The sequence below is a fragment of the Pseudomonas sp. P1_C12 genome, assembly GCF_056406435.1.
In genome coordinates, this window is sequence record NZ_JBFUAE010000017.1 from 102,973 (window position 1) to 121,716 (window position 18,744).

13 protein-coding genes, 4 tRNA genes, 1 pseudogene and 1 riboswitch are annotated in these 18,744 nt (G+C 59.0%); of the genes and pseudogenes, 5 read left to right on the forward strand and 13 right to left on the reverse strand.

What is annotated here, in order from left to right:
* Positions 1 to 96 precede the first annotated feature (96 nt).
* Both AC1D19_RS24745 and AC1D19_RS24750 read right to left on the reverse strand, forming a co-directional pair.
* A complete protein-coding gene (locus tag AC1D19_RS24745; RefSeq protein ID WP_477764833.1) occupies positions 97 to 4,686 on the reverse strand; it encodes a DUF5801 repeats-in-toxin domain-containing protein in 4,590 nt (1,529 codons plus the stop codon).
* A gap of 269 nt (positions 4,687 to 4,955) precedes the next feature.
* Positions 4,956 to 5,032, reverse strand: a tRNA-Arg gene (locus AC1D19_RS24750).
* Positions 5,033 to 5,323: 291 nt separating this feature from the next.
* Between AC1D19_RS24750 and AC1D19_RS24755 the strand changes: the two are divergent.
* The 3 genes and pseudogenes from AC1D19_RS24755 (at position 5,324) to AC1D19_RS24765 (ending at position 6,498) form a co-directional block, all read left to right on the forward strand.
* Positions 5,324 to 5,556: pseudogene (locus tag AC1D19_RS24755) on the forward strand (hypothetical protein).
* 23 nt (positions 5,557 to 5,579) lie between these two features.
* Positions 5,580 to 5,759, forward strand: coding sequence for a PA3371 family protein (locus AC1D19_RS24760; RefSeq protein WP_477764834.1), 180 nt, complete (start codon positions 5,580 to 5,582; stop codon positions 5,757 to 5,759).
* Between the two features lie 412 nt (positions 5,760 to 6,171).
* Entirely contained in the window at positions 6,172 to 6,498 is a 327-nt protein-coding gene (locus AC1D19_RS24765; RefSeq protein WP_003178899.1) for an Arc family DNA-binding protein, read from the forward strand.
* Between the two features lie 100 nt (positions 6,499 to 6,598).
* Here AC1D19_RS24765 and mgtE read toward each other — a convergent pair whose 3' ends face one another.
* On the reverse strand, positions 6,599 to 8,041 hold the full coding sequence (gene mgtE / locus AC1D19_RS24770; protein ID WP_477752848.1) for a magnesium transporter: 1,443 nt from the start codon (positions 8,039 to 8,041) through the stop codon (positions 6,599 to 6,601).
* Positions 8,042 to 8,361: 320 nt separating this feature from the next.
* Between mgtE and AC1D19_RS24775 the strand changes: the two genes are divergently transcribed.
* Entirely contained in the window at positions 8,362 to 8,880 is a 519-nt protein-coding gene (locus tag AC1D19_RS24775) for a cell envelope protein SmpA (protein WP_477764840.1), read from the forward strand.
* Positions 8,881 to 8,899: 19 nt separating this feature from the next.
* On the opposite strand, the gene AC1D19_RS24780 is transcribed toward AC1D19_RS24775, so the two are convergent.
* The 7 genes from AC1D19_RS24780 to ltaE form a co-directional block, all read right to left on the reverse strand.
* Positions 8,900 to 8,976, reverse strand: a tRNA-Arg gene (locus AC1D19_RS24780).
* Positions 8,977 to 9,048: 72 nt separating this feature from the next.
* Positions 9,049 to 9,125, reverse strand: a tRNA-Arg gene (locus AC1D19_RS24785).
* Positions 9,126 to 9,232: 107 nt separating this feature from the next.
* Positions 9,233 to 9,323: transfer RNA gene (locus AC1D19_RS24790), tRNA-Ser, on the reverse strand.
* A gap of 62 nt (positions 9,324 to 9,385) precedes the next feature.
* Positions 9,386 to 9,574 (reverse strand): carbon storage regulator CsrA, encoded by a 189-nt coding sequence (csrA, locus tag AC1D19_RS24795; RefSeq protein ID WP_002554426.1) that lies wholly within the window; start codon positions 9,572 to 9,574, stop codon positions 9,386 to 9,388.
* Between the two features lie 188 nt (positions 9,575 to 9,762).
* Entirely contained in the window at positions 9,763 to 11,004 is a 1,242-nt protein-coding gene (locus AC1D19_RS24800; protein ID WP_007971040.1) for an aspartate kinase, read from the reverse strand.
* Between the two features lie 91 nt (positions 11,005 to 11,095).
* Positions 11,096 to 13,717 carry an alanine--tRNA ligase gene (gene alaS / locus AC1D19_RS24805; protein WP_477764835.1) on the reverse strand — a complete coding sequence of 874 codons (2,622 nt, stop codon included), beginning with the start codon at positions 13,715 to 13,717 and terminating at the stop codon, positions 11,096 to 11,098.
* Positions 13,718 to 13,863: 146 nt separating this feature from the next.
* A complete protein-coding gene (gene ltaE, locus AC1D19_RS24810; RefSeq protein WP_477764836.1) occupies positions 13,864 to 14,868 on the reverse strand; it encodes a low-specificity L-threonine aldolase in 1,005 nt (334 codons plus the stop codon).
* A 196-nt stretch (positions 14,869 to 15,064) separates the two neighbouring features.
* Positions 15,065 to 15,235: riboswitch (FMN riboswitch) on the forward strand.
* A 103-nt stretch (positions 15,236 to 15,338) separates the two neighbouring features.
* Between ltaE and AC1D19_RS24815 the strand changes: the two genes are divergently transcribed.
* Positions 15,339 to 15,848, forward strand: a complete 510-nt coding sequence (locus AC1D19_RS24815) for a 6,7-dimethyl-8-ribityllumazine synthase (protein ID WP_477764837.1) — start codon at positions 15,339 to 15,341, stop codon at positions 15,846 to 15,848.
* Positions 15,849 to 15,973: 125 nt separating this feature from the next.
* On the opposite strand, the gene astE is transcribed toward AC1D19_RS24815, so the two are convergent.
* The 3 genes from astE to astB all read right to left on the reverse strand — a co-directional run bounded on the left by astE (position 15,974) and on the right by astB (position 18,692).
* Positions 15,974 to 16,984: a succinylglutamate desuccinylase gene (astE, locus tag AC1D19_RS24820; protein ID WP_477760165.1), complete on the reverse strand. Its 1,011-nt coding sequence runs from the start codon at positions 16,982 to 16,984 to the stop codon at positions 15,974 to 15,976.
* A 12-nt stretch (positions 16,985 to 16,996) separates the two neighbouring features.
* On the reverse strand, positions 16,997 to 17,284 hold the full coding sequence (locus AC1D19_RS24825; RefSeq protein WP_108215213.1) for a topoisomerase II: 288 nt from the start codon (positions 17,282 to 17,284) through the stop codon (positions 16,997 to 16,999).
* Between the two features lie 61 nt (positions 17,285 to 17,345).
* Positions 17,346 to 18,692, reverse strand: a complete 1,347-nt coding sequence (astB, locus tag AC1D19_RS24830) for an N-succinylarginine dihydrolase (protein WP_477752853.1) — start codon at positions 18,690 to 18,692, stop codon at positions 17,346 to 17,348.
* Positions 18,693 to 18,744 lie beyond the last annotated feature (52 nt).

Sequence of the window (18,744 nt, forward strand, 5' to 3'; positions counted from 1 at the left end):
GGCAGATGCGATCATGCGGATCAGTATTAGAACTGCAAAAAGAATGCGAGGGTGGTTTCCTAGGCCACCCTCGCATCCGTTCACGCGCGCAAAGCCTCAGGCGCTGCCAAAAAAGATGTCGGTACTCTGAACATGGGCCCCGACCACGGTGATGGTCGTTGCTTGTCCGCCAGACTCGGCAACCGTCACGACGCCGTCTGCACCGGTGTTGTTGATCGATTGGACAACGGCGTTCGGGTCGCCGTTGAGCACCAGCTTGTCTTGCACACCTGAGCCCGCATCGAAGCCGGTGACCTGGTACCGGTTTTCATTGACTGACAGATCGATGTTGAACGCATCCTGCTTACCGATCGTGCCAACCAGCGAGAAGTCGAAGGGTGCGTTGGCCGGGTCGTTGGCGAACAGGTTGGCGGCAAACGTACTCGTCGCCGAGTCCCCATCCTTGTCCGTCAGCGTCGCGCTGAATGCCAACTGGACATCGCTGGCCAGATTCTCGCTCTGCTGAATGAACTGGATCACCGGGATCTTGATATCACCCCGGCCCATCGTCAGCTGAACAGCGTCGATCAGTGACGCACCCTCCTTCTCGATGAGGAAGGACACCTGCCCGCCAGCCTCCGGCGTCAGGGTGTTCACCTCGACTTGGTTCGAATGCGTGCCATCCGCGTAGTAGATCCTGTAGTACAGATCCTCGGTCGCCGTGTTGTAACCGGCCACGGAGTTGTCGATGAAGACCTTCATGCCCTTCAGCAAGCTCTCTGGATTAATGACGAAACTTTCATCGGCGGCGCTGATTGCCGCCAGGTTATCTCCCTGGAAAACGTTATTGCCGACGCCGATGCCGGACGTGCTGACGTTCATGGATGCCGGGTCGATGTACGACGGCAAGGGGTTGGTCTGTAGCGTGGCCTCGGTGGGGTCGGGCGCTCCGAGCCCGATGCCGCTCAGGATGTCCGCAGTCGACGCAAGCGCCTTCGCGGAAAAGAACACAATCTCCTCGGATGTCGAAGGAATAGACGGGTTACTCGTCTGCGGAATCAACAATGTGCGCACCGAATCCGGGCCGCCGGCAGCGAGCGAGCCGTCGGCACTGCTGAGCACGATCGTCGAACTGAAGCCCTGCACCAGATCCAGTGCATAACGACCATCGGCATAGGCGGTCAACGTGTAGTCGACGGTGGTATTCGCCGTTGCGGCATTGTTGTCGAAATCACCGGTCAACGTTCCTGCGAACTGGTACGCACCATTGACATCCGGTGATGGCGCCAGCTCGTGGAACGTGCCGGTCCCGGTCATGGTCGTGTTATCTGGCCTGACGAGGGTGAACTGGTCATTGACCAACGAAATATCCAGACCGGCCGCACCCAGCCCGTCGGCTCCCGTCGCCATATTCCAGAACCCGGATTGCGCAAGGACGCTACCGGTCCCGATCAGGTTGCCGAAACTGAGTGCAGGGCCGTCGTCCTTGAACACGAGGTTCTGCCCGATGTTCAGCGTCGCCTGGGCACTGTCGCCGTCACCGTCGGTCTTGATCGCCGTCAGCGTCACCAGGTTGTCCGAGGTCAACGTCCTCGAATCATCCGGATTGGTTGGGTCGGAATGCACCACGGCCCGGAGTTGGTCGAGCGTGACGCTGCCATTGGCGGCGACGCCGACCGTGAACACCAGCAGGTTGCCCGTGGCCGTGCGGCCTTCGACCACGGAGCCATTGAGCGACAGGTTCACCGCCTGGGCCGAGGCCGTGTCCGTCAGCCCCGAAGCTCCCGCCACCACGCCCAACGCATAGGTCAGGGTGCCAGCCCCATCGGCGCCAAACGCCGAATTGAAGTTGGCGGCAAAGCTCTGGGTATCGTTGGTCGCCAGCACCGTTTCGTCCACCGTCAGCGTCGGTTCCGTGCCGGTGGTGGTGATGCTCGGTCCGTCGTCCTTGAACACCAGGTTCTGCCCGATGTTCAGCGTCGCCTGGGCGCTGTCGCCCTCCTTGTCGGTAATGCTCGCCGTCAGTGTCACCAGGTTGTCCGAGGTCAACGACTTCGAATCATCAGGGTTGGTTGCGTCGGGATGCACCACGGCGCGGATCTGGTCGAGCGTGACGCCACCATTGGCGGCGACACTGACCGTGAACACCAGCAGGTTGGTGAGGGCTGTACGCCCTTCGACCACGGTGCCATTGAGCGACAGGTTCACCGCCTCGCCCGAGGCGGTGTCCGTCAGCCCGGAAGCTCCCGCCACCACGCCCAGCGCATAGGTCAGCGTGCCGGCACCATCGGCGCCAAACGCCGAGTTGAAGTTGGCGGCGAAGCTCTGGGTGTCGTTGGTTGCCAGTACCGTCTCGTCCACCGTCAGCGACGGCTCCGTGCCGGTGGGGGTGATGCTCGGTCCGTCGTCCTTGAACACCAGGTTCTGCCCGATGTTCAGGGTCGCCTGAGCACTGTCGCCGTCCCCGTCGGTCTTGATCGCGGTCAGTGTTATCAGGTTGTCCGAGGTCAAACCCGTCGAATCATCGGGATTGGTTGCGTCGGGATGCACCACGGCCCGAATCTGGTCAAGCGTGACGCTGCCATTGGCGGCCACGCTGACCGTGAACACCAGCAGGTTGGTCAGGGCCGTACGCCCTTCCACCACTGCACCGTTGAGCGACAGGTTCACCGCCTCGCCCGAGGCCGTGTCCGTCAGCCCGGAAACCCCGGCCACCACGCCCAGCGCATAGGTCAGGGTGCCAGCCCCATCGGCGCCAAACGCCGAGTTGAAGTTGACGGCAAAGCTCTGGGTGGCGTCGGTCGCCAGTACCGTCTCGTCCACCGTCAGCGTCGGCTCCGTGCCGGTGGTGGTGATGCTCGGCCCGTCGTCGTCGAAGATGATCTTGGAGCCGATTTCGGCTTTCGAAATAGAGGCCTGGACCAGCGTGAAACCACCGATATCAAAATCGGCGTGCTCATTGCCCTTGGCAGTGACGGCCGCCCCGTTCTCGACGAGCACGCGGTTGTGGTCCGACGTAGTGGTGTATTCAATCTGGTAGCCGGCTTTAACGCCGGTGATTGTCGCAACCCCTGCTGCAAAGCTGATGGTGATGGTCGGATCATTCACCGAGCCGTTTGAGTTCTCGATCACCTGCCCGGTACTGTTGAAGACGCGAACATTGGTGATGGACACCGACGCATCATTCGCATACCCATTGATGAAATTCACGCCTGGCTCAGCAGCGGTGCTGAATGCGCTGACCCTTACCACGGCACTCTTGCCGCTTTGCAGCTGCACAACGTCGAAACTGGCCGATTTCGCATTGAAGACGCCGGTAAAATCGACGTTGGATTCAACATCGGCTTCGTTCTGGTCCAGGTTGGGAATGGTCACATTCTGCCTGGCACCCGTGACGAACGAAAAGCGGATGCCCTCTTGCTCCACAATCATCTGATTGTTGGTGCCGAAGGTGGTCGGCCCCCCCGCCTGGCTGGTATTGATCGTGTCGCCAGTCGTTATATTGACGCCGCTTGACTGGTCAGCGGGGTCCTTGCCGGTGGCGATGATCGTGGGATCCGTGATCCGCAACACACCAGCGTCATTGACAACGTTCGGGGTCGCCTTCGTGAACATCAGGAAGAGGTTCTGACCGGAGGGCGCATTGGCCAGACTGAATTCCATGTCCTGACTGGCTCCGATGAAAACCTTGTTCAGCAGATTGAGCGAATCATCGGCGTTCGTACTATCTGGATGCCTGAGCGGTTGGTACTCCACGGTCCAGATCTTGCCACCCGTGACCGGCGATCCGGTTTCTTCAATATAGGCAGCGAACACGATCGCGCCGCTTGAGCTACCGGCTCGGCCCACGACGATGTTGTTGTTCGTATCCGTATAGAGAAGGATGCTGGTGCCGTCGAGGGTAAACAGCCCGCTGTCCACGCCATTGAGCGGTGCGCCGGAGATGCCGACGAAGCTGATATCAGTAATGCTTGCTCCGGGGTCAGCGGTGATGGTGAATGCATTGCTGCCGGTGTTGCCCACGGCACCGGTATAGCCGCTCAAGGCCGCACCCGTGGCGGTACCTGCCCCAAGTCCGGCCAAACGGGTGGAGAAGATCGAGGGCAGGGACGCCACCAGAATGTCGTTGTCGTCAGCGTCTCCCACAGGGCCTGGAGTGGCCGTGCCGTTCTGCAACCCGGCCGTTTCGTCCAGCGTAACGTCCTCGCCGGTCGCCACGACGCTCAAAACACTATCCGTAAAGGACGCTGTCGCCACGGCGTCGTCACCGGTGCCGACCACACCGTCGGCGCCCGCAGAGCTCGCGGTGAGCAGAAACGTCGCGCCTGCCGAGTCGTCGGGATTCACGTACCAGGAAGTGGTGACGCTGCCGTTGACTTGGCCATCGAGATCGCCGGCGCCGCCGTCGGTCACGGACCAGGGCTCGTGCCCCGCGCCGGTGTTGGTATCGAGCACATCGTCGGATGTGCCCCACACGTTATCCGCGCCGGCACCGATGGCATGGTCCACTTCGAGCGTCACTGTGCTGCCGGCGGCGAAACCGCTCGCCGTGATGATGGCAGTGCTGCCGGGGGCGTAGTCTTTAAGGTTGGTGGTGACGGTCGGAATGTAGGTAAAAGTCCAGTCGTGGTTGACGGGTGAAGGATGGTCACCGGCGTTATTGGTCAGGTCATTCGTTGGCGATGAGGTTTTCTTGCGCATAGTCATGACTTTCTCCTGAGCGGGTCCAGTCATCGGGGGTCGACCGTGGACCATTTTCTGATCTATTGGTCACAACTATGAACATGCGCCGCAGGCTGCACATCGGCTGATACTCCCAGACGGAATGGGAGATTCAGACTACGTGGGAGAGGAGACGGAAAGTCGCGAAGGTAGAGTTGATGGATTCGATAAATCCCAAGCACCTGAATTTGTCGAACTTTATCTACAGGTCGTGAAAATGAAGCGTTGAAACAGGCGGGGGGAGCTGCGAAATATGGTGTCCCAGGGCAGGTTCGAACTGCCAGCCTTCCCCTTAGGAGGGGGATGCTCTATCCAATTGAGCTACTGGGACACAAGTCGGCCGCGACGAAAACGCAGCGCGATGGACGGCGTGCATGTTAACGGCCGGGCCGGCTTTTGTCATGTCGTCCGTTGGGCTTTTTAAGTGTAGGCAGACGCCTCGGCCAGGCGCGGACTTGTTTACCGTACAAATTGCATTACTGCAAAAAGCCATCATTGCAAAATGCAAGACCCGGCTTTCGCAAAAATATCTTAATTCGTTGTTTTTAAAGAATTTAATTGTCGATAGACTCTGGCATGCGAGCTACTTCAGCTGTTCTCACAGAACAACGGAGGCCGCCTCATGAACAGCGCCCTTTTACTCTCGAGTTCAATCGCTCTGACGGTTTGCCGGGTTTTCATTTTACCCACGAGGGCGGTGCTACGCAGGTTGCCCAGCGAATGCCACATTACCTTCAACTGCAGAAAGCGCCGCAGTTGGCCGTGATGAGCAGCCAGCACGGCTTTGTCAGTCAGGAGGTCAGCCAGGAAACCATCCTGGTACCGGCTCCGCCTGCCGAACGCTTGGTATTTTGAATGACCCTCACCAGGAGCACAGCATGTCCAAACCAGCCGCGAGTTTCTTCATCCTCGCCTTGTTGAGCGGCATTTTTCATCTGTCATTGACCCAGGACATGGTCGTCACCCTCCCCCTGATTGTCTGTGGTGTATTCAGCGCTCTGTTCGTGCTCGCACTGATTGCCGGACGCAAGATCAAGTTTGATCCGGTCCTGCGTTAATCCAGGTATGGCAGATCCGGCGCAAAGGCCTGCCATCCATCCTGAATTCCCCCCCTCCATACGACTCTCCCTAGTAAATCGGCCATTTGCCACTATTCTGTAAAAGGCAAGGAACAGGGATCGAGTCCGCTTTTGCTGCCCGTCAGAAACCTTTCGTCGGGTGGAGAATGTGTTAAGCGATACGAACCGGTCGAACTTTTCAAACCAGTCAGCATTTCTGATAATTGGTGCTGGCATAAAGCCTTTATACAGTTCAATATTTGTCACAGAATTGACGCCAAGGATCTGGCTTGTTTGGGGCATGATGCGCGCCTCTATCAATTCAGGTTGAACATTTGGTCAGAGCGCTTGTCCTACCAGACATCCTGCGGCCAATCCCGAAACCGCTCCCCTGAACTAACCGGTTAAATATATGCGCCCATTGAAACAGGCAATTTATTCCAGCCGTACGGCTGACAAGTTCGTCGTACGTCTGCCAGACGGAATGCGTGAACGCATTGCCGAGGTGGCTCGCAATCATCATCGCAGCATGAACTCCGAAATCATTGCGCGCCTCGAGCAGAGTCTTATTCAGGAAGGTGCACTGGGAGAAGAGCTGAGCATGCGCCTGGACAGCCCGGAGCTTTCCTTGCACGAACGCGAGCTGCTGCAGCGCTTCCGCCAACTTTCCCACCGACAGCAGAACGCCCTGGTTTCGCTGATCGCTCATGACGCTGAAATGGCCGCCGACGCGTCCTGATTCAGCCAGAAAGCTCAAGCCAGCCTGATCGCTGGCTTTTTTTTGCCTGAAATCCGGGCACAAAAAACCCGCCTGACGGCGGGTTTTAGTGAAACGGACTTTAGAGCAGGAAGATTGTCGCAAGCCCCAGGAAGATGAAAAAGCCGCCGCTGTCGGTCACGGCAGTAATCATCACACTGGCGCCCATTGCAGGATCACGCCCCATCTTCGCCAGGGTCATCGGAATCAAGACCCCCATCAACGCCGCCAGCAACAGGTTGAGCGTCATCGCGGCGGTCATCACCACGCCCAATGACCAACTGCCATAGAGCAGGTAGGCAACCACACCAATCACCCCGCCCCAGATCACGCCGTTGATCAACGCGACGGCCAATTCCTTGCGCATCAGGCGCGAGGTATTGCCGGTGCTCACCTGGTCCAGCGCCATGGCCCGAACAATCATGGTGATGGTCTGGTTACCCGAGTTACCACCGATCCCCGCCACGATCGGCATCAAAGCCGCAAGCGCCACGAGCTTCTCGATCGAACCTTCAAACAAACCGATGACCCGAGAAGCCACGAACGCGGTAATCAGGTTGATCGCCAGCCAGGCCCAACGGTTACGCAGGGACTTCCAGACCGACGCAAAAATGTCTTCTTCTTCACGCAGACCCGCCATGTTGAGAACTTCGCTTTCGCTCTCTTCACGGATCAGGTCGACCATTTCATCGATGGTCAGACGGCCGATCAGCTTGCCGTTCTTGTCGACCACAGGCGCGGAGATCAAGTCGTAACGCTCGAAGGCCTGGGCCGCATCGTAGGCGTCTTCATCCGGGTGGAAGCTCACCGGATCGCTGGCCATCACCTCGGAAACCTGTTTGTCCGGATCGTTGACCAGCAAACGCTTGATCGGCAACACGCCCTTGAGGACGCCGCCGTAGTCGACCACGAACAGCTTGTCGGTATGGCCCGGCAACTCCTTGAGACGGCGCAGATAACGCAAGACCACTTCGAGGCTGACATCCTCGCGGATGGTCACCATCTCGAAGTCCATCAGCGCACCGACCTGCTCCTCGTCGTAGGACAGAGCCGAACGCACACGCTCGCGTTGTTGCTGGTCGAGGGTCTCCATGAGCTCATGGACGACGTCTCGCGGCAGCTCGGAGGCCAGGTCAGCGAGTTCGTCGGCATCCATGTCCTTGGCCGCTGCCAGGAGCTCGTGATCGTCCATGTCGGCGATCAGCGATTCACGGACCGAATCGGATACTTCAAGAAGGATGTCGCCGTCGCGATCGGCCTTGACCAGTTGCCAGAGCGTCAGACGATCGTCCAGCGGCAAGGCTTCAAGGATGTAGGCGACGTCGGCGGAGTGCAGGTCATCGAGCTTGCGTTGCAACTCGACAAGATTCTGCCGGTGGACCAGGTTCTCGACCCGGTCATGATGCGGGCCTTCCTGGCGGTGAGTCAGGTCTTCTACCACGCGCTGGCGCTGCAGCAACTCAACCACCTGAGCCAGGCGATCCTGCAAGCTTTCCTGCGTTTTCTTTACTTCAACATCGGACATAGGCGAACTCCACTCCCAGCAGCGGGGCACGCCGGAAGGATCAATCAGTCAATTCATGATTGGTAAAACGGGGTACTGAGTAACTACTGGGTAAGTCCATGGAGATATTCCACAAGCCCCGGCGGGGCTGACGGGCGCAATGATACACCGCCTGACGGTTTTAAACGTTAAAAAATCTTGGCTGAAACAAGCGCTTGCACAACAAACCTGAGCATCGTCCTGATCCACAAAAATGCGACGACGCATTCCGAAAAGAAAACACACCCCCCTCGAAAATTGTAGCCGCTACCCTTGAAAAGGAACGTCATGGAGGATGCCTGATGCCATCAGTTGCACAATTCTTATTACTGCTCGGCCTGCTCAGCCCCCTACCCCTGGCGCTCGCCACCACCGTTCAGCGCTGCGAGGCGGCCAATGGGCGCATTACCTTCACCACACTGAGTTGTGCCACGGGAGAAAGCGTTTCACTTCAGGACGTACGTGCCTTTACACCCGGCAGCACGATGGCGCTTATGCCACCAGCCGAACCCCGTGAAACATCAGGAATGAAAATCCAAAGGAAAGACCCGACCGTGGTCGGTCAGGCGCAGGACAAGTGCGGAAACCTGATCAGTGCCAGGGAGCGCCGTGAAGCAATCATCAATCAGCGAGTGGTCGCTGGCATGAGCCAGCAAGACGTCGAAAGCGCCCTCGGCAAGCCGGACAAGATCAGTATTCGCAATTCAGCCACGAGCTACCGTTACGACACCCTGCGAGGTCGCAGTGCACAGGTGGAGTTCGACGAGAGGGGATGCACGAAAGGAAAAGCCAAATCCCGGACGGCAAAAAGCCCGCATTAAATGCGGGCTTTCTGTTGTATGGTGCACTCGACAGGATTCGAACCTGTGACCGCTCGGTTCGTAGCCGAGTACTCTATCCAGCTGAGCTACGAGTGCATTTTGTGTTTTTAGACCAGACCACAACTGGTTGAAACCAAGTTACTTGCATTACTGCAACTAACTCTTAAATGGTGCACTCGACAGGATTCGAACCTGTGACCGCTCGGTTCGTAGCCGAGTACTCTATCCAGCTGAGCTACGAGTGCATTTGTTGCCGCGCATTATAGGCCGTCTAATCTCTATGTCAAACACTTTTTTTAGTAATTTCAACAACTTACCGAAAAAGCCAGATTACAACGTACTACGCAAATAATGGCGGAGAACGGGGGATTCGAACCCCCGACACCCTTTTGAGGTGTACTCCCTTAGCAGGGGAGCGCCTTCGGCCACTCGGCCAGCTCTCCGCAACACGGGGCGTATATTAACCAGCTTCTTCCCCGTTTGCAAACATAAAAAACGATAAAAATTAATGGCTTGGTTCTTCGTCCTTCTCTTTCTTGATACGCAGGTAAATTTCCTCCCGGTGAACAGCCACCTCTTTGGGGGCATTAACACCGATGCGCACTTGATTTCCTTTGACGCCGAGCACGGTCACGGTGATTTCGCCATCACCGATAATCAGGCTTTCTGCGCACCGACGAGTCAGAATCAGCATACCTTTCTCCTCACGCATTACATTTCAGGGACAACAGTCTGCAAAAAAAAGGCACTCGACCCACAACCGGAGCGGTCGCAGCCCTACATGCCTGAGTATTGACTAGCGCGAGCAAAAGAACAGGCTCGGGGGTCACTCCATTCAAAAAAACAAAAGGCGCGGTCAGACCGCGCCTTTTGGCAAACGCATCACTCGCCCTGGCGGGCCGGTGCGTCCAGTTCGAAAGCCGTGTGCAGAGCGCGCACAGCCAGTTCCAGGTACTTCTCTTCGATCACTACGGAGACTTTGATTTCCGAGGTCGAGATCATCTGGATGTTGATGCTTTCCTTGGCCAGGGATTCGAACATGCGGCTGGCCACGCCTGCGTGAGAACGCATGCCAACGCCGACGATCGACACCTTGGCGATCTTGGTGTCGCCCACGACTTCACGGGCACCCAGCTCGCCAGCGGTTTTTTCCAGCACGGCCTGCGCCGCCTGGTAGTCGTTGCGGTGCACGGTGAAGGTGAAGTCGGTGGTGTTATCGTGCGCGACGTTCTGCACGATCATGTCGACTTCAATGTTCGCGGCACTGATCGGGCCGAGAATCTTGAAGGCAACGCCCGGGATGTCTGGCACGCCACGGATGGTCAGCTTGGCTTCATCGCGGTTGAAAGCGATACCGGAAATGATCGGCTGTTCCATGGTTTCCTCTTCATCAATAGTAATGAGGGTGCCCGGACCCTCCTTGAAGCTGTGCAGTACGCGCAGCGGAACGTTGTACTTGCCGGCGAATTCGACCGCGCGGATCTGCAACACCTTGGAACCGAGGCTGGCCATTTCCAGCATCTCTTCGAAGGTGATCTTGTCCAGGCGCTGAGCCACGGACACCACACGCGGGTCGGTGGTGTAGACACCGTCGACGTCGGTGTAGATCTGGCATTCGTCAGCCTTCAGGGCTGCCGCCAGCGCCACGCCGGTGGTGTCGGAACCGCCACGACCGAGGGTGGTGATGTTGCCGTGCTCGTCGACGCCCTGGAAACCGGCGACAACCACCACACGACCCGCCTTCAGGTCACCGCGAATCTTCTGGTCATCGATCTGCAGGATACGCGCTTTATTGTGTGCGCTATCCGTCAGAATCCGCACCTGGTTGCCGGTGTAGGACACCGCCGGCACGCCACGCTTGATCAGCGCCATGGCCAACAGGGCAATCGTCACCTGCTCGCCGGTGGAAACGATCACGTCCAGTTCGCGCGGAACCGGTTGGCCGTCGCCACTGATTTGCTTGGCCAGATCGATCAGACGGTTGGTTTCGCCGCTCATTGCAGACAGCACAACCACCAGGTCATCGCCGGCATCGCGGAATTTCTTAACCTTGTCGGCGACCTGCTCGATTCTCTCGACGGTGCCGACCGAGGTGCCTCCAAATTTCTGTACGATCAAAGCCATTTCAAAGCCGCCTCTGCCCATGAAGGGCGCCCAAATAATCACTCGAACAGTATTGCGGCCCACCACTAGACTGCGGGCCGCAAGTACTGCCTTATAGACCCTGCTCTACAAACGGAACGGTCAGGGCCAGTGCCGCATCCAGTGCGCCAGCGTCGGTACCGCCGCCTTGCGCCATGTCTGGACGACCACCACCCTTCCCGCCCACTGCCGCAGCGGCTTGCTTCATCAAATCACCGGCTTTGAGTTGGCCAGTCAGGTCTTTGGTTACGCCTGCAACCAGAACGACCTTTTCCTCATGGACACTGCCGAGCAGGATCACTGCGCGGCCGAGTTTGTTTTTCAGTTGATCGACCAGCGCCAGCAGCGCCTTGCCATCCTGACCGTCCAGACGCACGGCCAGCACTTTCACGTCCTTGACGTCCAGCGCCTGGGCCGATAGATCGTCGCCCGCGGCACTGGCAGCCTTGGCCTGCAACTGCTCGAGTTGCTTCTCCAGCAGACGGTTGCGCTCCAGCACAGCCGACAGCTTGTCGATCAGGTTGTCGCGGCTGCCCTTGACCAGGCTGGCCGCTTCCTTGAGTTGTTCTTCCGCCGCGTTCAAGTAAGCCAGCGCTTGCGCACCGGTAACGGCTTCGATACGACGCACACCCGATGCCACACCGCCTTCGCTGATGATTTTCAGCAGGCCGATGTCGCCGGTACGGTTGGCGTGGATACCGCCGCACAGCTCGACGGAGAAATCGCCCATGCTCAGTACACGCACGTTGTCGCCGTATTTCTCGCCGAACAGCGCCATGGCGCCTTTCTGCTTGGCGGTTTCGATATCGGTTTCTTCGGTTTCAACTTCGGAGTTCTTGCGAATCTCGGCGTTGACGATGTCTTCCAGCGCTTTCAGTTGTTCAGGCTTGATGGCTTCGAAGTGACTGAAGTCAAAACGCAGGCGCTGACTGTCGACCAACGAGCCTTTCTGTTGAACGTGATCGCCCAGCACCTGGCGCAATGCAGCGTGCAGCAAGTGAGTCGCGGAGTGGTTCAACGACGTGGCGTGACGCACCTCGGCATCAACGTGGGTCTCGACCGGCGTACCGACGATCAGGCTACCCGAATCCAGGATACCGTGGTGCAGGAATGCACCGCCGGTCTTGGTGGTGTCACGCACGTCAAAACGCGCGCTGCCCGCCTGCAGGTAACCGCAATCACCGACCTGGCCACCGGACTCGGCGTAGAACGGCGTCTTGTCGAGAACGATCACGCCCTCATCGCCTTCGCTCAATACGTCGACCGACTGGCCATCTTTATACAGCGCAACGATTTTGGCGGAACCGCTGTGAGCGATGTAACCGGTGAACTCGGTGGCCACGTCAACCTTGACCAGGCTGTTGTAGTCCATGCCGAAGGAGCTGGCGGAACGGGCACGAGCGCGCTGGGCTTCCATTTCACGCTCGAAACCTTCTTCGTCGATGGTCAGGCTGCGCTCGCGAGCGATGTCGCCGGTCAGGTCCATCGGGAAACCGTAGGTGTCGTAGAGTTTGAACACCACGTCGCCCGGCACCACGTCGCCTTTGAGGTCAGCCAGATCCTGCTCGAGGATCTTCAGGCCCTGCTCCAGGGTCTTGGCGAATTGCTCTTCTTCAGCCTTCAGCACGCGTTCGATGTGCGCCTGCTGGGATTTCAGTTCCGGGAAAGCTTCGCCCATCTCGGCAACCAGGGCTGCGACGATCTGGTAGAAGAAGCTGCCCTTGGCGCCCAGTTTGTTACCGTGACGGCAGGCGCGACGGATGATCCGGCGCAGCACGTAACCGCGGCCTTCGTTGGACGGCAGCACGCCGTCGGCGATCAGGAAACCGCAGGAACGGATGTGGTCAGCCACCACTTTCAGCGAAGCCTGGGCGTCATTGGTGCAACCAATGGCCTTGGCCGAAGCGGTCAGCAAGCTCTGGAACAGGTCGATTTCATAGTTCGAGTGAACGTGCTGCAGCACGGCACTGATCCGCTCCAGGCCCATGCCGGTGTCGACCGACGGCGCTGGCAGCGGGTGCAACACGCCATCGGCGGTGCGGTTGAACTGCATGAACACGTTGTTCCAGATTTCGATGTAGCGGTCGCCGTCTTCTTCCGGCGAGCCCGGTGGGCCGCCCCAGATGTCGGCGCCGTGATCGTAGAAAATCTCGGTGCAAGGACCGCACGGGCCGGTATCGCCCATGGTCCAGAAGTTGTCGGAGGCGTACGGCGCGCCCTTGTTGTCGCCGATGCGCACCATGCGCTCGGCCGGAACGCCGATTTCCTTGGTCCAGATGTCGTACGCCTCGTCATCGCTGGCGTAGACGGTGACCCAGAGCTTTTCCTTCGGCAGGTTCAGCCACTTGTCGGACGTCAGGAAGTTCCAGGCGTAGGTTATGGCATCACGCTTGAAGTAATCGCCGAAGCTGAAGTTACCCAGCATTTCGAAGAAGGTGTGGTGACGGGCGGTATAACCGACGTTTTCCAGGTCGTTGTGCTTGCCGCCGGCGCGCACGCATTTCTGGCTGCTGACCGCGCGGGTGTACGCGCGTTTTTCCTGGCCCAGGAAGCAGTCCTTGAACTGGTTCATCCCCGCGTTAGTGAACAGCAGGGTTGGGTCGTTGCCCGGAATCAAAGAGCTGGAGGCTACACGGGTGTGGCCTTGCTCTTCGAAGAAGCGAAGGAAGGCTTCACGGATTTCTGCGCTTTTCATTAGGTTCTTCCACGGAGGCTGCGGCCAAAGGCCTGTTCGAAACGTCAACAGACGAAGCGACGGCAAAGGGCCGCATTATATCGGCCCAGCGCGCGGGGTACAGCGTGTTTATACGATAGAAACGCTCAATTGGAGCGCTAACGCTATCACTTGCGCGAAAAGCCGACGAATGTCGCGACGACTTGCTCGATTTGCGCACGGCTGACGTCCATGTGCGTGACCATGCGCAGACGCGCGGCGGCACTGAGCTTGATCCCGCGCTCGGCGGCAAAGGCCTTGATGGCCTCGGCCTGGTCGCCCATCTGCACGTAAACCATGTTGGTCTGCACCGGTTCGACTTCGAAACCCGCCGCCCGCAAGCCTTCGGCCAGGTATTGCGCGTTGGCGTGGTCATCGGCCAGGCGCTGAACGTTGTGATCCAGCGCGTACAGGCCTGCCGCCGCCAGAATCCCGGCCTGACGCATGCCGCCGCCAACCATCTTGCGCAGGCGCCGGGCCTTGCCGATCAGCTCGGCCGAGCCGCACAGCACCGAACCGACCGGGGCGCCCAGCCCTTTGGACAGGCAGACCGAGACGGAATCGAAATACCGGGTGATTTCCCGGGCATCGACACCCAGCTTGACCGCTGCGTTGTACAGGCGAGCCCCATCCAGATGCAGCTGCAAACCGTTTTCGCGGGTAAAACTGCGCGCCCGGGCCAGGTACTCCAGCGGCAGGACCTTGCCTTGCATGGTGTTTTCCAGCGCCAGCAAGCGGGTACGCGCGAAGTGGAAGTCGTCCGGCTTGATCGCTGCGGCGACGTGGGTCAGGTCCAGCGAACCGTCGGCCTGCACTTCCAGCGGTTGCGGCTGGATCGAACCGAGCACCGCCGCGCCGCCGCCTTCGTACTTATAGGTGTGAGCCTGCTGGCCGACGATGTACTCGTCACCGCGTTCGCAGTGGGCCATCAAACCCAGCAGATTGCTCATGGTCCCGGTGGGCACAAACAGCGCCGCAGCAAAACCCAGCCGTTTTGCCAATTCAGCTTCCAGACGATTGACCGTCGGATCTTCGCCATACACGTCGTCACCGGTGGCCGCAGTGGCCATCGCGTCGAGCATGCCAGCGCAAGGTTGGGTGACGGTGTCGCTGCGAAGATCGATAACGCTCATGAATCCGGCCTCGGTAAGCAGGGGAAATCCCTTTCAGGAAAGAATTACTGCGGGCATGGCGCCGATTAATCAACCCTTGCGCAGGAAAAGGCCGATTAATCCAACGGAAAAGTCGATGACAATCATCCAAAAGGGGCCATGCGCATACCGCAAATATGTGATAAAAACGCTGCGCCGCCAAACATTTGGGCGGCAAAAACGTTCTCAGGGCGGGGTGCAACTCCCCACCGGCGGTAATTGCGCACAATGCGCATAGCCCGCGAGCGCTTGGTGACAGCACGGCTTCGGCGGTGCCTGGCAGCAAGGTCAGCAGACCCGGTGTGATCCCGGGGCCGACGGTCATAGTCCGGATGAAGAGAGAACGGGATTGACAACAAAGGGCCGTCCGCCGGCATTCGTGCGAGCGTGCGTACCCTCAAATCCCCTTCGATTCATAACGCCCTGTTTTTCACACAAACAGGAGTCAGAACATGCAACCCACCGCAATTGACAGCAAAGCCAAAAACCATCACGGCGAGCGCGTTGCGTTCATCCAGGCCTGCTGGCACAAGGATATTGTCGATCAGAGCCGTAAAGGCTTCGTCGCCGAAATGATTGCCCAGGGTTATCAGGAATCCGACATCGACTTCTTCGAAGTCGGCGGCGCCTTTGAAATGCCCCTGCACGCCAAGTTGCTGGCCAAGACCGGTCGTTATGCCGGCATCGTCGCGGCAGCCCTGGTGGTGGACGGCGGGATCTACCGTCACGAGTTCGTCGCCCAGTCGGTGGTCAGCGGCCTGATGCAGGTGCAACTGGAAACCGAAGTGCCGGTGTTCTCGGTGTCCCTGACCCCGCACCACTTCCATGCCGGCGAAGAGCACCAGAAGTTCTTCTTCGAGCATTTCCTGCATAAAGGCCAGGAAGCGGCGAAGACCTGTGCGGATACGCTGATGAAGATCCGTTCGCTGCGTCGCACCGAGCCGCGCGCGGTAGCTGTTTAACGCAAGACCTGTAGGAGCTGGCTTGCCAGCGAAGACGGCGGCACATCCAACATTGATGTGACTATGACACCGCTTTCGCGGGCAAGCCCGCTCCTACAGGGGTTTATGTCGCGCCCGGGACCGGGTCAAGCCAGGTTTTCGTCGGTGGTCGGCACGACCAGGATGCCGGCACGCAAACCGTTCTTCACCTTGGGGTTCGGGAAGATGATCCGGGCGCCCTCCTCCTCGATGATCCAGCGGGTGTTGGCGATGTCTTCCGCCAGCAGATAACCCACTTCCAGCTCCGAAAAGTTCTCGATGTCCGCCGGCAGGTTCAGGCGGAAGCTGTCGCTGTGCTTGATGATTTCCCGTGCCACGCTGTACAGCTGCAAACCGTCCAGTGCTTCGTCAGTCAATTCCGGCTCGGTGCCTTCGATGATCTGCTTGAGGCGCGCCTCCAGCAGCGAGACATTGACCCCGGCGTTCTGCCCGAATGGCCGCGCCTTGCCGAGCTCCAGGGTGAAAGCCTCGGCACCGAGCTTGTCGTAGGTGTAGGCGCTGAACACGATGGACGGCTTGTTCTGCAGCAACACCGCTTCCATGCCGGCGGCGCGCAGGCGTGCCAGTTCCTGACGCGAATGCTGACGGTCTTCTTTCCATGGGTACAAGGCGAACTGCTCGATTTTCGAGCCACGAATGGCCGTGTGCAGGTCGTAATGCAGGCGCTGACGATCAGGCAGACTGAAGAAACTCGCCGCCAACCGCTCCAGCTCACAAGCACGCAAGGCTTCGGAGCCACTGCTTTGTTCATGACGGCCATTGAACAGCCGATTGACGTCCTGCTCGACGAAACGCTCGCCCTTGCGAATCGCCTCTGGGTTGCCGAACAGGAACAGAATACGTGCGCGCGGTTTCAAGTCGCCGCGGGCAATGTCGTGCAACAGGCGATCGAGCAACTCGATCGGCGCTGTTTCATTGCCGTGGATCCCCGCCGACAGCAGCAGGTCCAGGCCATTGTCACGCGCTTCAGGTGGCCGGACTTCCAGCGCACCTTCGCTCAACCAGCGCATGCGCACGCCTTCGACAGTCAGTTGAGTCTTCTCCGCCGGTTCACGGCCGGCGAGGGTCAGTTCAAGCAGTTTGCCGAGGGCGAGCATAGAGCGGTTTCCTTAGTGATCGTGGTTGCAATCCGGGCCGTGTACATGTTCCTCGTCGGTGAGGTCGGCAGGTTCCATCTCCAGTTGCAGACTTACCAGATTAGTCGCCAAAGGGCGCAGCAGCAGGTTGGCGTACTCGGCATCGCCTTCTTCGACGTCCACACCGATCAGCAACTGGCCGCGGCCGTCCTGCTGGATCCACAGCTCTTTGCCTTGCCACATGACCGCGACGCGGGTGCAGGAAGTCTCCAGTTGCGTGCCGTCGGTGTCTTCAAGGATCAGCTGCAGGGTATCGCTCATATCTTTACGCTCTCGTTTGAGATGAAGCAGCGCGCTGCCGTAGAAGGCGGCGCGCCGTCGATCAATTGATCTGGAATGGATAAACCGCGCCCAGTTTAAGGATTTGCGTCAGTTCATCCAGTGCCGTCCGGCACTCAAGCAACAATTGCGGGTCCGCCAGATCGTTTTCGGTCATGCGGTCGCGGTAGTGCTTCTCGACCCATTCGGTCAGTGTGCCGTACAGCGGCGCCGTCATGATAACCCCTTGATTGACGGCCGCCAGCTCGGTTTCGTTGAGTGCGACGCGCAACCGCAGGCAAGCCGGGCCACCGCCGTTCTGCATGCTCTGCTTGAGATCGAAGACTTTCACTTCGCGGATCAGGCCGCCGGAGCTGGTCAAACCCTGCAAGTATTGCCAGACACGCTCGTTGCCACGGCATTCTTCCGGCACGATCAATAGCATGGAGCCGTCAGGACGCGACAGCAGTTGGCTATTGAACAGGTAGGAACGAACCGCGTCTTCCACGCTGACCGCGGAACGCGGAACACAGACAGACTGAAATTTCCCACCGACTTTGGCGAGTTTGCTCTGCAACTCCGCAAGCATCTGCTCGGTCTCGAGGAACGCGTCCTCATGGTAGAACAGCACTTCGCCGTTACCGACCGCAATCACGTCGTTGTGGAACACACCCTGATCGATCACCGACGGGTTCTGCTGGGCATAGACCACGCCGTCATCGCTCAAGCCGTGCAAACGGGCAACGGCCTGGGATGCTTCGAGGGTCTGGCGCGCCGGGTACTTCTGCGGTGCCGGGTAGCGGGTGTCGAACGCGCTGCGGCCGAACACGAAGAACTCGACACCGGCTTCGCCGTATTCACGGCAGAAACGCGTGTGGTTGGCCGCGCCTTCGTCACCGAACTGCGCCACGGCCGGCAAGGCAGCGTGGTGGGCAAAGTGTTTCTGGTCAGCGAACATCGCCCCCAGCACGCGGCTGGTGGTCGGGTGTTCGATGCTGCGGTGATATTTGCAGTTGAGGTTGGCGGCGGTGAAATGCACGCGGCCATCAGCAGTGTCGGCGCTCGGACTGACCGTGGCGGCGTTGGCCACCCACATGCTCGAGGCCGAGCAACTGGCCACCAGCAGCGGCATCGCGTCTTTGGCAGCGCGCTCGATCACTTCAGCATCGGTGCCGCCAAAACCCAGGCGACGCAGTGCGGCCACATCCGGGCGCTCTTGCGGTGCCAGTACGCCCTGCTGGAAACCCATTTCCATCAGCGCTTTCATTTTTGCCAGGCCTTGCAGCGCCGCTTCCTTGGGGTTGGAAGACTGCTGGCTGTTGCTCTGGGACGCGACGTTGCCGTAGGACAGGCCGCCGTAGTTATGGGTCGGCCCCACTAGACCGTCAAAATTGACTTCATAGGATTTCATCAGCGAGGCTCCACGAGAATCTGTTGTTATAGGCTTCTAGTAACAATTGAGT

Bases quoted from the DNA above. Each gene is read 5' to 3' on its own strand.
- AC1D19_RS24745 (WP_477764833.1), bottom strand. From the start codon at position 4,686: ATGACTATGCGCAAGAAAACCTCATCGCCAACGAATGACCTGACCAAT.
- AC1D19_RS24760 (WP_477764834.1), top strand. From the start codon at position 5,580: ATGTCCAAACCAGCCGCGAGTTTCTTCATCCTCGCCTTGTTGAGCGGC.
- AC1D19_RS24765 (WP_003178899.1), top strand. From the start codon at position 6,172: ATGCGCCCATTGAAACAGGCAATTTATTCCAGCCGTACGGCTGACAAG.
- mgtE (WP_477752848.1), bottom strand. From the start codon at position 8,041: ATGTCCGATGTTGAAGTAAAGAAAACGCAGGAAAGCTTGCAGGATCGC.
- AC1D19_RS24775 (WP_477764840.1), top strand. From the start codon at position 8,362: ATGCCATCAGTTGCACAATTCTTATTACTGCTCGGCCTGCTCAGCCCC.
- csrA (WP_002554426.1), bottom strand. From the start codon at position 9,574: ATGCTGATTCTGACTCGTCGGTGCGCAGAAAGCCTGATTATCGGTGAT.
- AC1D19_RS24800 (WP_007971040.1), bottom strand. From the start codon at position 11,004: ATGGCTTTGATCGTACAGAAATTTGGAGGCACCTCGGTCGGCACCGTC.
- alaS (WP_477764835.1), bottom strand. From the start codon at position 13,717: ATGAAAAGCGCAGAAATCCGTGAAGCCTTCCTTCGCTTCTTCGAAGAG.
- ltaE (WP_477764836.1), bottom strand. From the start codon at position 14,868: ATGAGCGTTATCGATCTTCGCAGCGACACCGTCACCCAACCTTGCGCT.
- AC1D19_RS24815 (WP_477764837.1), top strand. From the start codon at position 15,339: ATGCAACCCACCGCAATTGACAGCAAAGCCAAAAACCATCACGGCGAG.
- astE (WP_477760165.1), bottom strand. From the start codon at position 16,984: ATGCTCGCCCTCGGCAAACTGCTTGAACTGACCCTCGCCGGCCGTGAA.
- AC1D19_RS24825 (WP_108215213.1), bottom strand. From the start codon at position 17,284: ATGAGCGATACCCTGCAGCTGATCCTTGAAGACACCGACGGCACGCAA.
- astB (WP_477752853.1), bottom strand. From the start codon at position 18,692: ATGAAATCCTATGAAGTCAATTTTGACGGTCTAGTGGGGCCGACCCAT.